This window comes from Caldicellulosiruptor sp. F32 (assembly GCF_000404025.1).
GTDB classification, from domain to species: domain Bacteria; phylum Bacillota; class Thermoanaerobacteria; order Caldicellulosiruptorales; family Caldicellulosiruptoraceae; genus Caldicellulosiruptor; species Caldicellulosiruptor saccharolyticus.
In genome coordinates this window covers 1-21,853 of sequence record NZ_APGP01000051.1, presented here as the reverse complement: position 1 = coordinate 21,853, position 21,853 = coordinate 1, and the positions used below count along the sequence as shown (strand labels likewise).

Sequence of the window (21,853 nt, the reverse complement as noted above, 5' to 3'; positions counted from 1 at the left end):
TCTAGTATACACTCTTTTTCACAACTTGTCAATATATTTGCCTAATTTTTTCGCTATAAACTTTTACATAATTGTCCTTTAGTCACAATTGTATATCACATTTTTCTATTTACTCTAAAAATAGAGAGTCAATCATCATTAAAACTCTCTCACCATATGCTAAACGTTTCACATTGCATGACAAAATAAAAATTCTATTTTTGATTTTATTATATTCTTTGATACATTCCTTGTCAATAACAAATAATTTAAATAAAAAATAAGCTAAAAAACTTTAAATCATCTCAAAACCAATAAAATCAACATTTAATCTCTCTTATAGACTTTTTTATCAAAAGTTGTGCATCCAACTTTTTAAAGAGAGGGAAATCGCTTTTATCACCCTTTAGTCTCTTTAAAATAAGTTCAGCCGCAGCTTTGCCAATTTCCTCTGTTGGTTGTAGTACTAAAGATAGAGGTGGTTTTACCATTCTTGCTATTTCAATGCTGTCAAATCCAATAACAGAAAGTTCATCGGGAATTTTAACATCCTTTTCATTCATAGCAATTACACTTCCAACAGTCATATCGTAATTTGTAATAAATACTGCAGTGGGAGGGTCATCTTTCTCTAAAAGCTCCATCATCCTCTTAAATCCTGATTCCATACTGTGATAATCACTAAATTTTATATATCCTTCGTCTATTTCCACGTTATAATTCTTGTGTGCTTCAATGTAACCTCTCAGCCTTTCCTTTGCTGTATAAATATTTTGCGGGCCGCATATTATGCCAATTTTTCTATGTCCCATGGTGATAAGTTTTTCCACCGCTTTGTATGAAATTTCAAAATTGTTTACAACAATTGTATCACACTCATAATCTGGAATTGGCCTATCAATTGCTATTATTGGAATATCTCTTTTTACAATTTTTCTTATATCACAGCCCCTCAAAGAAGTGGGAACAACTACAAGAGCATCTACTCTTTTTTTATAAAGAAAATCAAATCTCTCCTTTTCCAATTTTTCGTCATCTTTATAGTCGCACACAACAACGCTATAGCCTGTTTCAAGCAAGATTGTTTCTAAGCTTGAAATAATAGTGCTGAAGAATTGCTCAAATACAGGGATAAGCACACCCACAGTCATAGTCTTGTTTGTCCTCAAGCCTCTTGCAATCTCATTCACTTCAAAATCCAAGGCTTTTATGGCTTCTTCAATCAATATTCTATTTTTTTCAAGCACATTTCCTCCATTTAAGTATTTTGAAATTGTTGCAATTGACAAGCCTGTGTAGCGAGCAATGTCTTTGATGGTGGCTGGAATTTTTATCACCCTCTTTTGGGTAACTATTTTGCTATTATTTTATCACTATAAAGTTTTTTAAATCAACAATTTTACAACATGTATAATAGTGTCAAGCAGAATGCTAAAAATAAATTTTGCTTTTTGAAAAACTATGCGAAAAACTTTTTGAGTAGCTTATTGATGTTTTAAATACAAAATTTATGTTACAAAAAGGTAGTTTATAATTTAGAAAACTGCACACAAAGCAAAAAGCCTCTATGCCATGTCTCAGGCATAGAGGCTTGTAGTATTTATTCAACTATAAACGGCAAAAGTGCCAAGATTCTTGCTCTTTTAATTGCCCTTGTTAGCTGTCTTTGATGTCTTGCACAGTTTCCTGTTGTTCTTCTTGGCATAATCTTGCCTCTTTCAGTGAGGAACTTTTTCAATCTATTTACATCCTTGTAGTCTATGTCATATATTCTTTCAACACAAAAAGAGCAAACTCTTTTCTTCTTCTTTTGTCTTGAGCTTACCTTTTCTACAGTCTGAGTAGTCTGGGTTTGGCTCTGATTTTGATTTGTCAACCAACTTCCCTCCTTTTTCAGTTTTTTACTTTTATTTAAAACGGCAAATCATCTTCTGGATTTTCGTCAAGATCCAGTTTCGAAGAGGTACCTATATCCTCCTCAAAGAAGTTTTCAAGTTCACTGTCAAGTATCTCTTCGTCTAAGTCTGGCAGGATATCTTCCTCTTTTACATCTGCCTCAGCCTCTGCTGGAACATCTTTGGGCTTTGGTTCTGCAAAGTATATCTCCTCTGCAATTACCTCTGTAATATAATGTCGACGATTTGATTCATCATCCCATGTTCTAAGCTGCAGTCTTCCTATTACAACTACCTGCCTACCTTTTTTCAAGTAATTCTTTGAAAACTCAGCAAGCCTGCTCCATGCAACAATAGGAATAAAATCTGCATCTTGGTCGTTTTCTCTTTTGAACCTTCTGCTGACTGCTAATGTAAAATTAGCAACGGGGGTATTGTTTGCGGTTAATCTAAATTCGGGGTCGCGTGTCAAGCGCCCCATTAAAATAACTTTATTCAAAAAAGCCGCCCCCTCTTACTTTTCGAGCTTTACAATCAAAAACCTGATAACCCCATCTGTAATTCTGTAAACCCTCTCAAGCTCGCGAGGGAAGTCAGGCTTGCTTATAAACTGCATAAGCACATAATATCCTTCTGCATGCTTGTTAATCTTGTATGCAAGCCTTCTTTTTCCCCACTCTTCTACTGTAAGAAGCTGCCCATTGCTTGAGATAAGGTTCTTGAACTTTTCGACAAGAGCTGCTCTTGCCTCATCGTCAAGTGTGGGGCTTATTATAAACACTGTTTCATACTTTCTTTCAACCACAAGCTTTCACCTCCCTTTTAGACTTAAAGGCCCCCAAAGCTCTTTTTGGGAGCAAGGGAAGAGTAATTTTTTCTTCCCACAACATGCAGTATTTTATCACAAAATGCACTTTAAAGTAAATAACCTAATTTTTATTTCGAAAAATAGGCTGCAACCTCTTTCAAAAGTCTTCTAATTGGCAGATTTTGTGGACATTTTGTTTCACATACGCCACATTCTATGCAGTTTTCAGCTCTCTCTTTTTCCTTCTTTAAATAGTCATTCTTCATCTCTTCAAACATGTTATACATGCCAGCCTGATTGTAAATGCTAAAATTCCAAGGAATATCAACACCCTGTGGACATGGCATACAGTATTTGCACTCTGTACAGTTGACTTTTCTTAGATCATTGTACCTTTGCGCAACCTTTTCCACAAGCTCAAGTTCTTCGGCTGTAAGACACCCTATATCATATTTGCTTGCATATTCGATATTTTGCTTTACCTGTTCCAATGTGCTCATACCACTTAAAACAACTGATACTTCCTTCTGATTCCAAAGCCATGCCAAAGCCCACTCAACAGGTGTTCTTTTAACAGCTGCCTTATCCCAAAGCTTTTTAATCTCTTCCGGCGGCTCTTTTGCAAGCCTTCCACCCAAAAGAGGCTCCATAATGACAACTGCTAACCCCTTTGACGCAGCATACTTTAATCCTTCTTCACCCGCTTGATAGTTTCTGTTTAGAATATTATACTGAATCTGGCAGAATGTCCAGTTGTAGCTATCTACTATTTCTTTGAATGTGTTCAAATCATCATGGAATGAAAATCCTATATACTTTATCTTCCCTTCAGAGATCACTTTTTCAACCCATTTAAATATGTTAATACCTTTTAACTTTTTCCAATGGTCCTTGTTAAGAGCATGTAAAAGGTAAAAGTCAATGTAAGTTGTATCAAGTCTTTTTAGCTGCTCATCTAAAATCCTATCAGCATCATCAAAATTATTTACCTGCCAAACAGGAAGCTTTGTTGCAATCTTGACCTTTTCTCTATATCCCCCTTTCAAAGCTTTACCAACCACAACTTCACTGTTTCCTCCATGATACACATATGCTGTGTCAATGTAATTGATTCCATGGTCAATTGCATATTGTAGCATCTCAATTGCCTTTTCCTCATCAATCTTTGAATAGTCACTGTCTAAAATAGGAAGTCGCATTGCGCCAAAACCAAGAGCTGATACTTTGAAATCGGTCCTTCCAAAGGGCCTATAATTCATTTAAAAACCCCTCCCCAGTAACCGTTTATTTAGAGTGTGTGATGTTTATATTTTACCTTACCTTTTTGAAAATATAAATACAAAAAAGCTGCAGAAAATTTTCTGCAGCTTTTAGATATTTTCACATATGATTTTTCCCATCTGCTTTGTTCCAACAAGCTTACAATTTTCTGTGTAGACATCCTTTGTCCGATACCCTTCTTTGAGAGCAATCTTCACAGCATTCTCTATAGCCTTTGCAGCATCTTCCATGTCAAAGCTGTAACGCAGCATCATTGCAGCAGACAAAATTGTTGCGATTGGGTTTGCTAAATCTTGCCCTGCAATGTCTGGGGCAGTGCCATGAATTGGCTCGTAAAGTCCCACACTGCCCTCGCCAAGTGAAGCTGAGGCAAGCATCCCAATTGAACCTACAATCATTGATGCTTCATCTGACAAGATATCTCCAAACATATTAGAAGTAAGTATCACATCAAATTGTGATGGGTCTTTCACAAGCTGCATTGACGCATTGTCAACATACATGTGAGAAAGCTCCACATCCGGATAATCTTTTGCAACCTCTTCAACAGTTTCTCTCCAGAGCCTTGAAGACTCCAGGATGTTTGCCTTGTCAACAGAGGTTACTTTTTTCTTTCTCTTTCTGGCAGCTTCGAACGCAACCTTTGCAATTCTTCTAACTTCACTTTTTGAATACACCTCTGTGTCATAAGCTACTTCATCGCCATCTTTTACTTCTCTTCCTTTTGGACCAAAGTACATACCACCAATTAACTCTCTGACAACCAGAATATCAATGCCCTTGTCTACAATCTCTTTTTTGAGTGGGGATGAGTCTTTTAGCTCATCATACAGCACAGCAGGCCTCAGGTTTGCATAAACTTTTAGTCCCCCTCTGAGCTTCAAAAGAGCTTGTTCAGGTCTCAAATTTCCGGGAAGACCATCCCACTTTGGTCCACCAACAGCACCCAATAATGTTGCCTCACATTTTTTAACAAGTTCCAAATCTTCCTCTCTAATTGGTACACCATACTTGTCGATTGCACATCCGCCAGCGTCAATAAAAATGTACTCAAATTTAACCCCAAACTTTGAAGACACTTTGTCAAGAACAAGAAGTGCCTGCTCGATGACTTCAGGACCTATTCCATCACCAGGAATTACAGCTATCCCATGCATCTTTTTTCAACTCTCCTTTTACAAACTCTATAAGCCCGCCTGCTTTCATGATATTTTGCATAAACTCAGGAAATGGTTTTGCTTTAAATTCCTTGTTTTTTGTAAGGTTTTTTATAATACCTTTTACAAGGTCAACCTCAACCTCATCTCCAGCTTCTATACCATCTACTGCCTCTTCGCACTCAACAATTGGAAGGCCAATATTTATGGCATTCCTGTAAAATATCCTTGCAAAAGATTTAGCAATAACACATGAAACTCCACACGCTTTTATTGCAATTGGCGCATGCTCTCTTGACGAACCACAGCCAAAGTTTCTACCTGCAACCAAGATATCCCCTTTTTTGACCTTGTTCACAAATTCTTTATCCAAATCTTCCAAACAGTGTTTTGCAAGTTCAGCCGGGTCAGATGTGTTAAGATATCTTGCAGGAATAATAACGTCTGTATCAATGTTATCATAATACTTGTGAGCTTTCCCTTTAAAAATCATCTATTCTTCATCTCCTTTCATTCCAAGCTCTTCAGGTGATCCGATATAGCCAAGTACTGCTGATGCTGCTGCAATTGCAGGTGATGATAGATAAACTTCACTATTGGGGTGACCCATTCTGCCAACAAAGTTCCTGTTTGTTGTAGCTAAAGCTCTCTCGCCTTCTGCCAAAATTCCCATGTGTCCTCCAAGACAAGGCCCACATGTTGGAGTTGAAACAACACAACCTGCATCAATGAAGATTTCAATAAGCCCTTCTTTTAATGCCTGCTTATAGATATTCTGTGTTGCTGGGAAGATGATACAACGTAGACCCTTTTTGACCTTTCTACCTTTTAAAATCTTTGCTGCAATCCTCAAATCTTCAATTCTGCCATTTGTACAGGAGCCAATTACAACCTGGTCAATATAAATCTTTTCTGTTATCTCATCAATTGTCTTTGTGTTCTCAGGAAGATGTGGAAATGCAACTGTTGGCCTTATCTTTGAGATGTCAATCTCGTAAACTTCTGAATACTCTGCATCTTCATCTGCCTTGAAAATTTTATAAGGCTTTGTAGAGTGCTGTTTTACATACTCAATTGTCTTTTCATCAACCTCAAATATACCATTTTTTGCACCTGCTTCAATTGCCATGTTAGCAATTGTAAACCTGTCATCCATAGACAAAGATTTTAATCCCTCACCTGTATACTCCATTGATTTATAAAGTGCACCATCAACACCTATCATACCAATAATGTGAAGGATAATATCTTTGCCTGATGTCCAGCCAGTTTTTTTGCCGTAGAGGACAAACTTGATGGCTTCTGGAACTTTGAACCAGCACTTTCCTGTTGCCATTGCACATGCCATGTCAGTAGAACCAATTCCTGTTGAAAAAGCACCCAATGCCCCATATGTGCATGTATGAGAGTCTGCACCAATTACCAAATCACCCGGCACAACCAGGCCTTTTTCGGGCAAGAGTGCATGTTCAATACCCATCTCGCCAACTTCAAAATAATTTGTAATGTCATATTTTTTAGCAAATTCTCTCACCATTTTGCACTGCTGAGCAGACTTTATATCTTTATTAGGTGTGAAATGATCTGGAACTATTGTAATTTTGTCCTTGTCAAAAACCTTATCAACACCTATCTTTTCAAATTCTTTTATTGCCACAGGTGTTGTGACATCATTTCCTAAAACTAAGTCAACATTTGCAAATATCAAATCGCCTGGCTCAACATATTCTTTGCCTGCATGGTATGCCAAAATCTTTTGGGACATTGTCATCGGCTTTGACATTTATAATTATCACCCCTGCATTTAGTTTTTCTATAATTATAAACATTGCTTAAATCATTTTCATCATAAAAATTTGTTTTCTTTGCGTATTAATTAATGTTTTTTTCAACGTAGTCAAATGTACATTCGATTTGTATATCAATATTTTTCCCCTTTTGCGTATCAATTTTTAGAGTTCCTTTCAACACAGATGCAAAAGGAGTGAGAGAAAGCAAATATAAAAGTAGCTTTTCTTCTATTTTTGTTGGAATCGAAATTATTATAATTAATTTACTATCAATACAGTCAATGCTTATAACGGCAAAGGCATCTAAGTCAAATTGAATTATAACCATCATAATCTCAATTAAGGTAAATAGCAATACACCGTAAAATCCTTCAAAAGTGTATTCTTTGGTCTCATCTTTTACTTCTATTTTGATATTGGTATTCCCCTCAAATCTTTCTTCTATAGTTTTACTTAGATCTCTCACTAACTTCTCTACGTTAAACTTTATTGGATAGATTGGTAGCATCGAAATGTAATTTGAAATAGTTCTCTTCATATTCTCAAGCAAAAAGATAACAATATCTTTCTTTCTGTCCGCTTTTAAAAGCTGAATAATATATGAATCCTGATAGGAAATAATTTCTTTTAAAACGTCAAAGTTTTGCTTTAGCACCTTAAATTTTTTTTCAGTAGCTCTCAAAACATTGACATACATCTCATTTCTTTTTTCAAGAGTTTTTGTCAGCTGCTCTTTCTCTTCTTGAATTACATAGTACTCTAATGCTTGATTTATGACTATTTTGAGTTCTTCTTCCACATTCCATGGCTTTGTGATAAATCTAAAGATTCCTGCTTGGTTGATAGCAGCCAAAACTTGAGGAAGCTGTGTAAATCCTGATAATACAACTCTAACTATCTTAGGATATTTTTGTTTTACAATTTTGAGTAGAGTAAGCCCATCCATTTCTGGCATTTTCATGTCAGCAACTATAACTTGAACATTTTCCTTTTCTAATATCTTCAATGCTTCATCCCCACTTTTTGCAAAAAGACACCTATATTCCTCATCTATCAAAGCCCTTTTTAAAGCACTCAATATGTTTTCTTCATCATCAACAAATAATACTGTGTATTTCTTCATTTTTCTCAATCTCCTGTTTTCAAATTATTCTTTTTTATAGTGATTATTTAAAAACCATGCTTTAATTTCCTCACAAATATATTCATCAAGATTTAAATATTTGATAGAGTAAAGTGGATACTCTTGCAAACTATGAATTCCTAAAATATCCCATGCGCAATAACATGCAATATTAACCGCACAAACCAACTCTTTGTGAATAATCCTCTCATCATAGGGCTGGTGATGAAAAAGAGCAGCTTCTACTACAGGATATGGTATATCCCACCAATTTAACAATACTGCTCCTAACTCCGGATGGGAAATGCCAAATAATTCAAGTTCAAATTTTTGATGATCAATTGGTCCCTTTTCTTCTTTTATGACAGAAAGATACTCTATGTATTTTTTAGGATATGTTTTAAGCAAAATCAATTGTCCAATTCCATGAAGTAAACCTGCAGAGGCGTAAGAGTCATGTACTCTTTTTTTCATAATATTATCATACAAGTAATAAAATACATTATTTGCGATATTAGCATGTTGCCATAACAATGATTTGGTACTTCCATCTTGTAAACACTCGAAAATAGTTGTATTCAAAATTATATTCCTAACATTTACTAACCCCAAACAGACTACAGCTTGTTTTACAGAGGCAGTTTTTAAATTGTAAAAAGCTGAATTGGCAACCTGTAATATTTTGGAGGAGATTGCAGGGTCTTCTTCAATAGCACTTATAATATTGTCTATACCTAATTCCTCTTCTATCGTCTTTGTAATTTTGAGATATAAGTTCTTCAATGTAGGAATATAATCAATGTTGTTTACTATTTCTAAGCATTTCTTAGCTTTCATTAAATCTTCTAACTCGAATATATTTTTAATTATTTGTTTAAGTCTTTCATTATCCCATGGTTTTAGAATATAAAGCTTTGCTATGTTTGTTTGAAGAGCCCTAAAAACGAGATTTTCGTCAGCATATCCACTTAAAATTATACGAATTGTACCTGGATATCTTTGTTTAACTATTTTTAGCAGTTCAAACCCAGAAACGCTTGGCATCCTCATGTCAGCTACTATTAAATTTATGTAATTTTCTTCCATAATTTTTAATGCTTCTTCAGCGTTCTGTGCAAAAAATAGTTCATAGTCCTCATCCAAAAATGCTCTATTAAGAGCCTTTAATATATTTATCTCATCATCAACGAACAGAATTGATTTTGACATGGCTTATCCCACCACTTTTCAAATTTGATTTTCCAATAATTTTGACCTTATAGGAAGTTTAAACACAAAAGTAGCACCACTCCCCTCTTCACTTTCAGCCCAGATATCTCCACCATGTTTGTTAACAATAATGTCATATGAGATGCTAAGCCCAAGCCCTGTTCCTTTTCCAACATCCTTTGTGGTAAAGAAGGGTTCAAAAATCTTATTCAAGTATATCCTTTTTATACCAGGTCCATCATCTTTTATAGAGCAATATACAAAGTCTGAATCCTCCCATGTTTTTATCCAGATATGACCTTTTTGTGTTCTATTTGGCTGTGATTTTATAGCCTGAGCAGCATTGATTAAAATATTTAGTATCACCTGACCTATTTCACCGCGGTTACAGTAAATTTGTCTTATTTCCCCATATTCTTTTATAACCTCAATATCATATTTTAGTTCGTTCCTTGCAATTAAAAGAGTTTCCTCTATAATATCATTTAAATCTTCATAGCTTGCCTGACCATCCAAACCACTTCGTGCAAACTTCTTTAAAGTCTGAACAATGTGTGCAACTCTCCTCAGTCCGTCCATTGTCTCACTTAAAAGCTGGTCTATATCTTCCATGATAAAATCAAATTTAAGTTGCCTTTTAAATTCACCAATCTTCTTGCAATTCTCAATAATACCTTCCATATCTATTTGATTACCATTACAGATATTTTTACTAACTTTATCGTACTCCTCCATTAACTTTCTAAATTTTTCAATGTATTTTCCTAATGTTTCCATATTAGTTATTACAAATCCTAATGGATTGTTAATTTCATGTGCAATACCTGCAGCTAATTGACCAATTGCAGACATTTTTTCGTTTTGGATTAAAACATCTTGAGTTTCTTTTAGCTTTTTTGTCAGTTCTATTAATTCCTTATTTTTCTCTTGTAAATCGTTTAGAGCAGATTTGTAGAGATACTGATAGTTTCTGAGTCTGACAGCAGCTCTTAGTCGATAGGTTAGCTCTACCTGATTAATTGGCTTTCTTATAAAATCATTTGCACCCAAGGAAAAGCTTTCTTTTATAACTTCATCATCGTCAAGCGATGTCATAACAATCACATAAACATCCCCATACTCTTTTATTCTCCTTACAAATTTTAAAACATCAAATCCACTTATACCTGGAAGAACAATATCTAAAAATACTATATCAATATCATTTTTATCAATTAATTCAATTGCCTTCTCACCGGTATCAACCGTCCAAATTTCCCAATTCATCTCCATTGAATTTATGATCTCGTTAATTTGTCTGCAAATAAGTGGGGAATCATCAACAATCAATATTCTCATGATATAAAATTCACCACCTATTAATCTATAAAAAAATTAGAGTAAGGATATTATTCCTTACTCTATATATACCCAATTCAAACATCGATTTAATTGTTAATATATTTTCCAATCTCTTCTTCCTCATCCATTGTAAGCACATTCTTCAGGTCAAGTATAATAATCATGTCATCGCCAACTCTTGCGATTGAATCAATAAATTTGCGTTTGATACCTTTTATGCTCTCGTTTGCCTTCTCAATCTTGTCATCTTCAATTTTGAGTATCTCAGAGACATCGTCCACCAAAAATCCAAGCTGGAATTTGGAAAGCTGTACAATAATAATCTTCTGCGTCTCTGCTTTTGATTCAATCTCGAGTCGCTTTGCAAGGTTGTAAACAGGAACAGATGTGCCTCTTACATCAATAATACCTTCTACATATTGTGGTGCACTTGGAAGTTTTACAATCTTTGTAGGTTTTATAATCTCAACAATCTCAAGTATGTCAACCCCAAAGCTGTAATCTCCAACATTGAAAATTACAAATTGCTTCACGCTACTTCCTCCTCATTCCTGAATTTTTTGAGGTAAGCGTTTATAAAAACATCTATCTCACCGTCCATTACTGCCTCAACATTGCCAACTTCCGCATCTGTCCTGTGGTCTTTTACCAAAGTGTATGGGCAAAATACATATGACCGAATTTGGTTACCCCAACCAATCTCTGTCTGCTCACCCTTGAGTTTTTGGATCTTCTCCCTTCGCTCTTTTTCTCTGAGCTCTAAAAGCTTTGCTTTTAAAATTTTAAGGGCGATCTCTCTATTTTTGTGCTGGGAGCGCTCGTTCTGGCAAGTGACAACAATTCCTGTTGGAATATGTTTTATTCTCACAGCTGATTCTGTTTTATTTACATGCTGACCACCTGCTCCAGATGCTCTGAAGGTGTCTATCTCAAGGTCCTCTTCCTTTATCTCAATGTCTGTATCATCCTCAACCTCGGGCAGGACCTCTACCGCTGCAAAAGATGTATGTCTTCTTCCAGCTGCATCAAATGGTGAGATTCTTACAAGCCTGTGAACTCCTTTTTCTGCTTTCAAATACCCATAAGCATTCTCACCAACTATGCGAACTGTGACATTTTTAATACCTGCCTCTTCACCAGGCAGAATATCCAAGGTTTCAACCTTGTAACCTTTTTTTGCTGCCCAGCGCGTATACATCCTAAGTAACATCTCTGCCCAGTCCTGCGCTTCTGTACCACCTGCACCAGCGTGGATTGACAAGATCGCATTGTTCTTGTCATATGGACCGTTTAGAAGTATCTCAAGCTTGAACTCCTCTATCTTTTTTTCTAAATCTATTAGTTCTTTTTCAAGTTCATCAGACATTTCAATATTGCTTTCTTCAATACTCAGCTGTGTCAAAACTTTCAAATCTTCCCATTGAGAATAAAGTTTCTGATACCTTTCAATCTTGTCTTTTAACCTCTTAATTTGCTGCAAAACTTTCTGTGAATTTTCCAAATCTGCCCAAAAATTTGGGTCTGATGTCTTGTTTTCAAGTTCTTTTAGCTCTGTTTCTAACCTACCTATGTCAAAGAGAAACCCTCATTTCTTTTAAATCTTCTTCAACCTTTTCCAACCTTTGTAAAATCTCTTCAAGCAAAAGCATGGTCAAAAATCACTCCTTTACCAAAATTTTCACTGTGTTACCTTTTTACACCGCACCACAACATTTTTTGTACTTTTTGCCACTGCCACAAGGGCATGGGTCATTTCTTCCAACTTTTTGAGTTTTGACAACAGGTTTTCTTACAGGGCTATCGGAAGGAGAGTTTTCATACATCTCTTTTACAACTCTTTCTCTTTGAGGCATATTTTCAACATTTGCATGGAGAATAATTTTTATCGTATCCTCTTGGATTCTCTTTATCATCTGGTCAAACATCTCAAAAGCTTCAAATCTGAACTCAATTATAGGGTCTTTTTGACCAATTGCTCGAAGTGAGATACCTTCTCTCAGCTGGTCAACAGCATCAATATGATCCATCCAATGCATATCAACAACTCTCAAGAGCACAACCCTTTCAAGCTCGCGCATAAGCTCGCCAACTTCTTGTTCTTTCTTCAAATACTTCTCTTTTGCAATTGAGATTAACTTTTCTTTTAGCTCATCCTTTGTCATGTTCTTCGCATCTTGCTCAAAAAGCTCATTGTCCAAGAATATGAACTTGAGGTCCTGTATCAGTCCTTTTATATCCCAATCATCAGGATATGGACTTTCGCCTGTGTACACTTTTATCTTGTAATCAACAAGCTCATCTATCATGTTCAAAATAGAGTCCCTTAAATTCTCGCCCTCTAAGACTTTTCTTCTCTGCGAATATATTATCTCCCTTTGCTTGTTTAAAACATCGTCAAACTGTAAAAGGTGTTTTCGTATTTCAAAGTTTCGGGCCTCTACCCTCTTTTGTGCCTTTTCAATGGCATCAGATAATAGCTTGTGTTCAATTGGCTGGTCATCAGGAAGTCCTAATGACTCAACAAGTCTTTTGATTCTCTCAGAACCAAAAAGTCTCATCAAATCATCTTCTAACGAGACGTAAAACCTTGACTCACCAGGATCACCCTGACGGCCGGCTCTTCCTCGAAGCTGATTGTCTATTCGCCTGCTCTCATGCCTTTCTGTGCCAATCACTTTGAGGCCCCCAAGTTCTGCAACACCTTCACCCAAAACAATGTCAGTACCACGGCCTGCCATATTTGTTGCAATTGTTACAGCACCTTTTTGGCCAGCCTTTGCAATTATCATAGCCTCTTTTTCATGGTGTTTTGCATTTAACACCTCATGCTTAATTCCACGCTTTTTTAGCATTTCGCTTAACATTTCAGATTTTTCTATGGACACTGTACCTACTAAAACAGGTTGACCTTTCTTATGAGTCTCAACAATCTCCTCAACAATTGCCTCGAATTTTGCCTTTTCTGTCTTGTAAACCTTGTCCGGATGGTCAATTCTTATCATTGGTTTGTGAGTTGGTATCTCAATTACATCAAGCTTGTAGATTTCTCTAAACTCTTGTTCTTCTGTCTTTGCAGTACCAGTCATGCCAGCAAGTTTTTTGTATAGTCTAAAATAATTCTGGAATGTAATGGTTGCCAGGGTCCTGCTTTCTCTTTCTATCCTCACACCTTCTTTTGCCTCAATTGCCTGGTGCAATCCTTCAGAGAATCTTCTGCCGTACATCAGTCTTCCTGTAAACTCATCGACAATTATAACCTGACCATCTTTGACAACATAGTCTCTATCTCGTTTCATAAGCCCATGAGCTTTTAAGGCTTGAATTATATGATGGTGCAGTGTTGCATTTTCTGGGTCAGCTAAGTTCGTAACACCAAAATATTTTTCTGCCTTCTTGATTCCTTCTTCTGTTAGAGCAACTGTGTGTCTTTTTTCATTTACTATATAGTCATAGCCAGTCGTATCTGGCATTTGTTTATCATCATCACTGTTGTAGTAAAGAGGTTTTAATCTTCTGACAAAGTTGTCTGCTCTTTTGTAAAGGTCTGTTGACTTTTCGGCCGGCCCTGATATGATAAGAGGCGTTCTTGCCTCATCAATCAAGATTGAGTCAACCTCGTCTATGATTGCATAGTTTAGCTCTCTTTGCACAAGCTCTTCTTTGTAAATTGCCATATTATCACGCAGATAGTCAAAACCAAACTCATTGTTTGTCCCATAGGTAACATCACAATTGTATGCCTTTCTTCTCTCTTCACTTGTCAAACCATGTACTATCACACCAACTGAAAGGCCAAGGAAATTGTAAATAGGGCCCATCCACTCGGCATCTCTTTTTGCCAAGTAGTCATTTACAGTTACTATATGAACACCCTTCCCCTCCAAAGCATTGAGGTATGCTGGAAGGGTTGCAACCAGAGTCTTTCCTTCACCTGTCTTCATCTCGGCAATTCTTCCTTGATGCAAAACTATGCCACCTATCAATTGGACTCTGAAGTGGCGCATCTTCAGGGTTCGCCATGCAGCCTCTCTAACAGCTGCAAATGCCTCTGGCAATATATCATCCAATGTCTCGCCATCTTTTAGTCTTTGTTTGAATATATCTGTTTTTTGCCTCAGCTCTGCATCTGTTAACCTTTCATACTCCGGTGCAAGTGACTCAATTTTGTCTACAATTGGAAGTATCTTTTTTATCTCTCTTTCGCTGTAGCTACCAATTAGCTTTTCGATAATTTTTAGCATCCTTTTTCTCCCTCGATTTTTTGAATTTTTAGATGTTCAAGTTATAATTTTATCACTAATTGAATCTATATTCAAACAAAAATCCGCTCAAGACAATTTTTGTCTTGAGCGGGGGCAGTGATGTCTCATCAATTTTTTCTTTTGTCACTTATTTTTTTAATATTCTGGTTCAATCAGACCATATGCGCCGTCATTTCGCTTGTACACCACATTGACTTTATCAGTGTCCTGATTTAGGAAGACAAAAAAGCTGTGTCCCAAAAGGTTCATCTGCAGAATTGCCTCATCAACGCTCATAGGCTTTATTGGAAACCTCTTTGTCTTTGCAATCTTAAACTCACCATTTTCCTCTTGATTTGTCTCTTGCTGAGCTTCTTCTTCAAACGTCATATATCTTAAAGACTCTGCATCCTTTGCCCTTTTTGCAATCTTTGTTTTAAACTTTCTTATCTGCCTCTCTAAACTGTCAACAACCAAATCTATTGCACTGTACATGTCATTACTCGCTTCTTCAGCTCTTAAAATCATGCCATAAAATGGTATTGTCACCTCAACAATGTGCCTAATCTTCTCAACGCTCAATGTCACATGCACATCACAGTTCATTTTAACATACCTTTCAAGTTTTGAAAGTTTCTTTTCAATCCTATCTTTTAGTGCATCTGTTACCTCTATGTTCTTGCCGCTAATTATAAAGTTCATCATATTGACCATCCTTTCTATGTAGAAAGTTTTGTTTTGTTATTATATATATACCACCCATTTTGAATTTTCTACACAAAAATTTTATCCACAAAAATGTACACAATCCACAACAGCCAAATATCCTTTCTGTTAAAAATATCCTTGTGGATAATGTGGATAACTCTGTGGATAGTATATTTCCCAAAGGATATAACCTGTTGAAAAAGTGACTAAAAACAATAAAAGCGCATACCTTCTTTTTGGCATGCGCATTTTTTACTCTTAAATCTTGCTTTTTATAAACTGGACAATCTCAGTTGATTTCGGCGGGCAGCCTGAAATTGAAATATCAAAATTTTTCGTGCAGCCTCCAATTCCAATTCCATCGATGCCTTTTCCCTTAAAACCTTGGCCTATGCAAAGTTTTTTCTCAATCTTTCTAAGATATCCTTCTTCATCTAATCTCATAAGTGCACTTATCAAGTTTGCATAGCAAACAGAACATGCATCCCTCTCATCAATGTACTTTGCATACTTGCCGACAATAGATGATTTTCTTGAAGCTAAGCGTGGCTTTTTTTCAGGATTTATTTCTATCAGATTATAACCTGTTGTCTTACCAATTCCTAATTTTTCAGCAAGCTTTATGTATTCTATATCATAAGGATTGTATCCCAAATTTTCTGCAGCAAAACTGTCGATGAGAACTGGGTCAAAACCAAGCGCAATAAAATCCTTTTCAACAGGGTTCCCACCTTCTTCAAAGTCAGGGTCTGGCATGAGGCTATCTACAATGATCAAATGTGTTTTTATAGCCTTATTAAGATATGCAATTGGTTTGTGAAGCCCCAACGTGTGAAATCGTCTCTTTTCACTGTCTGGAATCAGTCCTTTTAAGTTCTTGAGCGCACATGTAAGTTTTGTCTGACAATGACCTTTTAAAAGAGGAACATTAATTAAGTAGTCATATTCAAATACACTTTTACACACATTCAATTCATACCCATCAACATTTACCTTTTTAACTTGGTCATCTTTTGTGTCAATTAGCTTTACACCATATTTTTTTGAAATCTCGCTATACCCACATACCTCAAACGCTCTTTTTGTAGATGCTCCAAGCCACGCACCTTCTAAAATTGTAATATTGTCATGTCCATTTTCTTTTAAGTACTCAATTATCCCTTCAACTATCTGAGGATTTGTTGTCGCACCAGAGGTATATGGTTTTGCAACCACTAAGTTCGGTTTTATTGCAATTTTTGAATTTCTTGGAATGTATTTATTTACATCAACGTACTTTAGTAGGTCCTTTGTCATTGACTTTGCATCTTTGCCGTAAATGATATAAATGTTATTGTTCAACCTATTTCCTCTCCTTATTCTTTTATAGTAATCTCTGTATCAGGGAAGATACTTTTGAGCTTGTTCATAATCTCTTCATCAGATTGAGGTTCTTGTTTAGCTTTAGAACTGTTACTATTTACCTCTACTTCAACCTCGCCATCATACCCTACAACCTTTTTTAGAACAGACTTGAAATAATCAAGGTTCCTTTTTAGAAGCTCTGCAAAGACGCTGTCTTCTTCTTTAAAACAGATTTTAAGGCCATTTTCAAACTTAATGCTTGCACTTTGCAAAACCTGCGAAAGTCCAGGCTTTTCTTCCTTTACTGCTTCTTTTACTTCAGCCCATCTTTCTAAAACTTCAGAAACATCTGCATCTGGAAGAAGCATTTTCTCTTTGTTGACTTCAGAGGACCCTGATTTCTCACCCGCTGCTGTGGATAATGAAAGAGTTTTTTCTGTTTTTAAACTTTGAAGTAGACTCGGATTTTCTAAAATCTGTGAAAGTTTTATTTCAAGTTTTTTCACCCTTTCATTTAGTCCTTCAAATGATGTGTCCATCTGCATATCACAAAGCTTAATTGTGTTTATTTCAAGCAAGACCTTTGGAAACCTTGTCCATCTTATCTGGTTTGCAGTGTCAATTAACATCTTTATAACAGACACGATTCTATTTGAATCAAGGAGGTTAGAAAGGTTTGTTACAAAGCTCTTGTCTTCATCCATCATGTCAAGCAAAACGTTCTGGGCACCTAAACGCAAAATCAAAGCATTTCTCAGTATTTTTATGCTCTCTTCTAAAAATGTATTGACATCCATTCCCTCGTCCCAAAGTCTGTTTACCACTCTCAAACCCTTGTTAGAGTCATTCTCGACAATTGCATTCAAATACTCTTTCACAATTTCTGTTGAGGTAACGCCCAGTAAGTTTGCAACAAACTTGTATGATATATGCTCATCAGAGGTGTTCACACATCTCTCTAAAATTGTAAGGGCATCTCTTAATGCTCCCTCTGCTTTTTGAGAAATAAGATATAGTGCTTGGTCGTCAATTGAGATTTTTTCAAGCTCAACAACCTTTTTGAGCCTTTCATATATATCCTTTACAGAGATTCTCTTGAAATCAAATCTCTGGCAGCGAGACAAAATTGTAGCTGGTACCTTTTGTATATCTGTTGTTGCTAAAATGAAAAGAGCATGGGCTGGGGGTTCTTCAAGGGTTTTTAAAAGTGCGTTGAAAGCCCCTGTTGAGAGCATATGAACCTCATCTATTATATACACTCTTCTTTTGCACATTGACGGTGGGTATCTGACCTCATCCCTTATCTGTCTTACATCGTTTACACTTGTGTTGGATGCTGCGTCTATTTCCAAAACATCAAGTGTTTTTTCATTTAGGATGCTCTGGCACACTTCACACTCATTACAAGGATTGCCGTCTTTAGGGTTAAGACAGTTTACTGCCCTTGCCATTATCTTAGCGGTGGTTGTCTTGCCAGTGCCACGCGGCCCTGTAAAGATATATGCATGGGCAACCTTGTCTTGTTTTATTTGATTTTTCAGTGTCTTTGTTATATGCTCCTGGGCAACAACATCCTCAAACACTTTTGGTCTGTATTTTCTATATAGCGCTATATGCATAAGCCTTCACCCTTGTCATAATTGATTTTTCAAAAATTCTTTTCTCAGACAATTGTAAACTCTATCTGCCTCAAAGCTATATTTGCGGAAATTACCCTTACTTTTACCTTGTCTCCTATCTTATATACCTTTTTTGATTTTTCTCCTATTAGCTGATATGTCTTCTCGTTAAAGACATAATAATCATCTTCTAAAGAACTCACTCTTACAAGTCCTTCTATAGTGTTTTCAAGCTCAACAAAAAAGCCAAAAGGTGTGACATTTGAAATAATACCTTCAAAAACCTGACCGATCTTGTCTGTCATAAACTCTACTTTCTTGAGTTCAACTGTTTCTCTTTCTGCCTCTTCAGCTATCTGCTCTCGCTGTGATGTCCACTTTGCTATCTCAGGCATCTTACGGCGAAGTCTTTCTGCTTTCTTTTCTGTCATCTTTCCTTTTAGAACATCTTTCATAATCCTGTGAATTACAAGGTCAGGATACCTTCTAATAGGTGATGTGAAATGGCAGTAATAATCTGTTGAAAGACCAAAGTGTCCAAGATTTTCTTCACAATATCTTGCTTTTTTAAGTGAGCGAAGACAAAGTGTGTGAATCACCCTTTCTTCTGGTGTGCCCCTGCTTTGCTCTAAGATTGCCTGCAGCGCTTTTGGGTGAATCTTGTTGGAAATTCCTTTTAGAACATACCCCATGTTGTATATAAACTCAGCAAACTGGTAAATCTTTTCTATGTCTGGCTCTTCATGAACCCTGTACAAAAATGGAACATTTAGCCAGAAGAAGTGATTTGCAACTGTCTCATTGCAGATAAGCATAAACTCTTCAATTATTTTGTTTGAGATTGTGAGCTCATACCTTCTGATATCAATTGGTCTGCCATTTTTGTCAAGGATTACCTTTGTTTCGTCAAAGTCAAAGTCCAAAGCCCCTCGTTTCATGCGCTTTTCACGCAAAATTAGTGCAAGTTCGCGCATCAGCTCCAAGTCTTCTCTTATGTGTTCATACCTTTTTAGAAGGTCTTTGTCCTCTTCTTTAAGTATCTTTGTAACATTTGTGTATGTCATTCTCTCCTTGCTTCTTATAACACTTTCAAATATATCGTGCTTTACCACATTGCCATTTTTGTCTATTTCCATTAGAACAGAAAAGGTAAGCCTATCCACATTTGGGTTGAGAGAGCAAATCCCGTTTGACAGCTTGAAAGGAAGCATTGGAATTACCCTGTCAACAAGGTAGACGCTTGTACCACGTCTGAAAGCTTCTCTGTCAAGGTGCGTATTTGGCTTTACATAATGACTGACATCTGCAATGTGAACACCTAGTAGATAGTTGCCGTTTGGAAGTTTTTTGATTGACACTGCATCGTCAAAGTCCTTTGCATCCTCACCGTCAATTGTAAAGATTGTCCAGTCTCTTAAATCAACTCTTCCTTCAATTTCCTCTTCTAAGACAACATCTGGGATATTTTCAACCTCTTTCAAGACTTCTTTTGGAAATTCTTCTTCTAATTCGTACTTTTTGATGATTGATAGTATATCTACTCCTTTTGCATTTTCATATCCCAAAATCTCAATGATTCTTCCTTCAGGGTTCCTTCTCTTTTCAGGATATCTTGTAATTTCAACTACAACCTTTTGACCTGTCTTTGCTTTGTTTTTCCCGCTCTTTGGAATATAGATGTCATAAGTTATTCGCTGGTCATCTGGAATAACAAATCCAAAGTTTTTACTATCCTCATACCTTCCAACAACCTTTGTAATTCCTCTTTTTAAAATTCTTTCCACATATCCCTCAATTCTTTTGCCTTCAACAGGTAAAGAAAGTGCTTTGACAAGTACTCTATCGCCATGCATAGCCCCGTTCATGTTCTCTGCTGAGATATAGATGTCAGGGATATTAGGATTGTCAGGAACCAAAAATCCAAACCCGCGCGGATTTACTTCTAATACACCAACAAAAAGGTTCATCTCCTCAGCAAGGCCATATCTTCCGCGCTTTGTCCTGACAATTTTCCCTTCCTGTTCAAGCTCATCAAGAATTCTCTTCAGTAAAAGTTCGTCTTTTTCATTCCAACCTAAGATATCTAAAATTTCAGAAAACGTCATTGGATGATAGCTTTCTTCGCGGATTAAACCCCAAATCTCTTGTTTTTTCTCTTCAAATCTTGCTTTTTTCACAGAACATCTCACATCCTCTTTTTTTAAAAAGTTTATTCTACAGCCCAAGCTCTACACTTATTTTCTGCATGGCATCCAAAGATATTCTTAAAAACTCCTCAAGCTCAAGCCCAAGCTCAGAACATGCCTTCATCTGGCTTCTATTTGCCCCTTTTGCAAAGCTTTTCTCATTAAACCTGTTCATTAAAAATGGTACTGTCACATCAGAGAGCTTTTTTGATGGTAGAATCAACGCACCTGCAACAATAAACCCTGAAGTTGGGTCAACACAGTAAAGCGCTTTATCCATAAGACTTAAACGGGGAAGACCATGTGCGTCGTTGTGAACTTTTACTGCATACACAATGTCTTTGTCAAACCCTAAATCCTCTAATATTTTTGCACCAACTATACTGTGTGAGCTTGGGTCATTTTTTGTCTCCTCATAATCTATGTCATGGACAAGCCCGCATATTCCCCATTTATCCATATCCTCTTCAAAATAGCATGCAAGCCCTCTCATAATAGCCTCACATGCCAAGCAATGTTTAAGCAGGTTTGGTGTTTTAATTCTCTTCTTAACCTCTTCAAGTGCAATATCGCGTGTTATGCTCATAATAAAATTTTCCTGGTCAACCAAACTGTGCAAAATTGCACGAGTTTGGCGGCTGGGGTATTTGTAGTCCGCCTTTCAGGCTTTCCCAGCCCCAGCAGGCGGTATTTGGGAAAGCCATAGCCCCTGTCCCAAGAAACAGGAACTCGCGCCCTTACAGGTCTTCCCCACTTGCCCTGAAATCAAAAATGACTTCAGGACAGACATATCACGCAGGACTCTGTCAGGGGAGAGTGGCGTTACCACCGCTACCCTGAGAACTCGCCAGGGATTGTGGTTTTTGCCACGACTACCCGCACTTGTTCCATCCAGAGGCACGGATAGCCTCCCTGACTCACTCCCAGAGCTTTGTAAAATCCCTATCACCCTATCTATCTCTCTGAGCAGCCCTCTTTTGAGTTCATTCATTTTATGCCCTTCCAGTAACCTCTTGTATGCATACCTCATACAAGAGGACCATCTTCTCATAAGGTCTAATACCTTTTGCTTATCTTCGCTGCTGTCAAAAATTAGCTTCGCCTGAACCGTTACCATGCTTTTTTGCACCTCTATTGCCATAAATCCTCGCTGCAAAAGATGTTACTATCGC

At 36.7% G+C, this 21,853-nt stretch carries 19 protein-coding genes and 2 pseudogenes; all 21 read right to left on the bottom strand.

Annotation, left to right across the window (positions count from 1 at the left end):
- Nucleotides 1–299 precede the first annotated feature (299 nt).
- A complete protein-coding gene (locus H964_RS04850; protein WP_011916875.1) occupies nucleotides 300–1,316 on the bottom strand; it encodes a LacI family DNA-binding transcriptional regulator in 1,017 nt (338 codons plus the stop codon).
- Between the two features lie 263 nt (nucleotides 1,317–1,579).
- Nucleotides 1,580–1,855, bottom strand: a complete 276-nt coding sequence (gene rpsR / locus H964_RS04845; protein ID WP_011916874.1) for a 30S ribosomal protein S18 — start codon at nucleotides 1,853–1,855, stop codon at nucleotides 1,580–1,582.
- Between the two features lie 35 nt (nucleotides 1,856–1,890).
- Nucleotides 1,891–2,373: a single-stranded DNA-binding protein gene (locus H964_RS04840; RefSeq protein ID WP_039765209.1), complete on the bottom strand. Its 483-nt coding sequence runs from the start codon at nucleotides 2,371–2,373 to the stop codon at nucleotides 1,891–1,893.
- Between the two features lie 15 nt (nucleotides 2,374–2,388).
- Nucleotides 2,389–2,679, bottom strand: coding sequence for a 30S ribosomal protein S6 (gene rpsF / locus H964_RS04835; protein WP_039765206.1), 291 nt, complete (start codon nucleotides 2,677–2,679; stop codon nucleotides 2,389–2,391).
- Nucleotides 2,680–2,810: 131 nt separating this feature from the next.
- Entirely contained in the window at nucleotides 2,811–3,941 is a 1,131-nt protein-coding gene (locus H964_RS04830; RefSeq protein WP_039765204.1) for an aldo/keto reductase, read from the bottom strand.
- 111 nt (nucleotides 3,942–4,052) lie between these two features.
- Nucleotides 4,053–5,120: a 3-isopropylmalate dehydrogenase gene (leuB, locus tag H964_RS04825; protein WP_039765201.1), complete on the bottom strand. Its 1,068-nt coding sequence runs from the start codon at nucleotides 5,118–5,120 to the stop codon at nucleotides 4,053–4,055.
- A complete protein-coding gene (gene leuD / locus H964_RS04820) occupies nucleotides 5,092–5,613 on the bottom strand; it encodes a 3-isopropylmalate dehydratase small subunit (RefSeq protein WP_011916869.1) in 522 nt (173 codons plus the stop codon). Before leuD ends, leuB begins: the two co-directional genes overlap by 29 nt.
- Nucleotides 5,614–6,903, bottom strand: coding sequence for a 3-isopropylmalate dehydratase large subunit (gene leuC / locus H964_RS04815; RefSeq protein ID WP_011916868.1), 1,290 nt, complete (start codon nucleotides 6,901–6,903; stop codon nucleotides 5,614–5,616).
- An 89-nt stretch (nucleotides 6,904–6,992) separates the two neighbouring features.
- On the bottom strand, nucleotides 6,993–8,033 hold the full coding sequence (locus H964_RS11965) for a response regulator (protein ID WP_051109306.1): 1,041 nt from the start codon (nucleotides 8,031–8,033) through the stop codon (nucleotides 6,993–6,995).
- A gap of 24 nt (nucleotides 8,034–8,057) precedes the next feature.
- The gene (locus H964_RS04805) at nucleotides 8,058–9,242 is read right to left on the bottom strand and encodes an HDOD domain-containing protein (protein ID WP_011916866.1); all 1,185 of its coding nucleotides are present in this window, start codon (nucleotides 9,240–9,242) and stop codon (nucleotides 8,058–8,060) included.
- A gap of 18 nt (nucleotides 9,243–9,260) precedes the next feature.
- Nucleotides 9,261–10,580, bottom strand: coding sequence for a response regulator (locus H964_RS13185; protein WP_039765197.1), 1,320 nt, complete (start codon nucleotides 10,578–10,580; stop codon nucleotides 9,261–9,263).
- Between the two features lie 89 nt (nucleotides 10,581–10,669).
- Nucleotides 10,670–11,116, bottom strand: coding sequence for a chemotaxis protein CheW (locus tag H964_RS04795; protein WP_011916864.1), 447 nt, complete (start codon nucleotides 11,114–11,116; stop codon nucleotides 10,670–10,672).
- A protein-coding gene (prfB, locus tag H964_RS04790) for a peptide chain release factor 2 (protein WP_156823662.1) occupies nucleotides 11,113–12,232 on the bottom strand; the annotation gives its coding sequence in 2 pieces (ribosomal slippage) (nucleotides 11,113–12,156 and nucleotides 12,158–12,232; 1,119 coding nt in all). Before prfB ends, H964_RS04795 begins: the two co-directional genes overlap by 4 nt.
- Before the next feature lie 45 nt (nucleotides 12,233–12,277).
- Entirely contained in the window at nucleotides 12,278–14,824 is a 2,547-nt protein-coding gene (gene secA / locus H964_RS04785; protein ID WP_039765192.1) for a preprotein translocase subunit SecA, read from the bottom strand.
- 156 nt (nucleotides 14,825–14,980) lie between these two features.
- Complete coding sequence (gene hpf / locus H964_RS04780) at nucleotides 14,981–15,526, bottom strand: ribosome hibernation-promoting factor, HPF/YfiA family (RefSeq protein ID WP_011916861.1); 546 nt, start codon at nucleotides 15,524–15,526, stop codon at nucleotides 14,981–14,983.
- 264 nt (nucleotides 15,527–15,790) lie between these two features.
- Entirely contained in the window at nucleotides 15,791–16,873 is a 1,083-nt protein-coding gene (locus H964_RS04775) for a DUF362 domain-containing protein (RefSeq protein ID WP_039765191.1), read from the bottom strand.
- Between the two features lie 14 nt (nucleotides 16,874–16,887).
- Complete coding sequence (gene dnaX, locus H964_RS04770) at nucleotides 16,888–18,495, bottom strand: DNA polymerase III subunit gamma/tau (RefSeq protein WP_011916859.1); 1,608 nt, start codon at nucleotides 18,493–18,495, stop codon at nucleotides 16,888–16,890.
- 44 nt (nucleotides 18,496–18,539) lie between these two features.
- Entirely contained in the window at nucleotides 18,540–20,672 is a 2,133-nt protein-coding gene (rnr, locus tag H964_RS04765) for a ribonuclease R (protein WP_011916858.1), read from the bottom strand.
- Between the two features lie 37 nt (nucleotides 20,673–20,709).
- Entirely contained in the window at nucleotides 20,710–21,267 is a 558-nt protein-coding gene (locus tag H964_RS04760) for an HDIG domain-containing metalloprotein (RefSeq protein ID WP_011916857.1), read from the bottom strand.
- Nucleotides 21,268–21,342: 75 nt separating this feature from the next.
- Nucleotides 21,343–21,651: pseudogene (locus H964_RS04755) on the bottom strand (IS200/IS605 family accessory protein TnpB-related protein); the annotation flags it as partial.
- A gap of 115 nt (nucleotides 21,652–21,766) precedes the next feature.
- Nucleotides 21,767–21,853: pseudogene (locus H964_RS12360) on the bottom strand (IS607 family transposase); the annotation flags it as partial.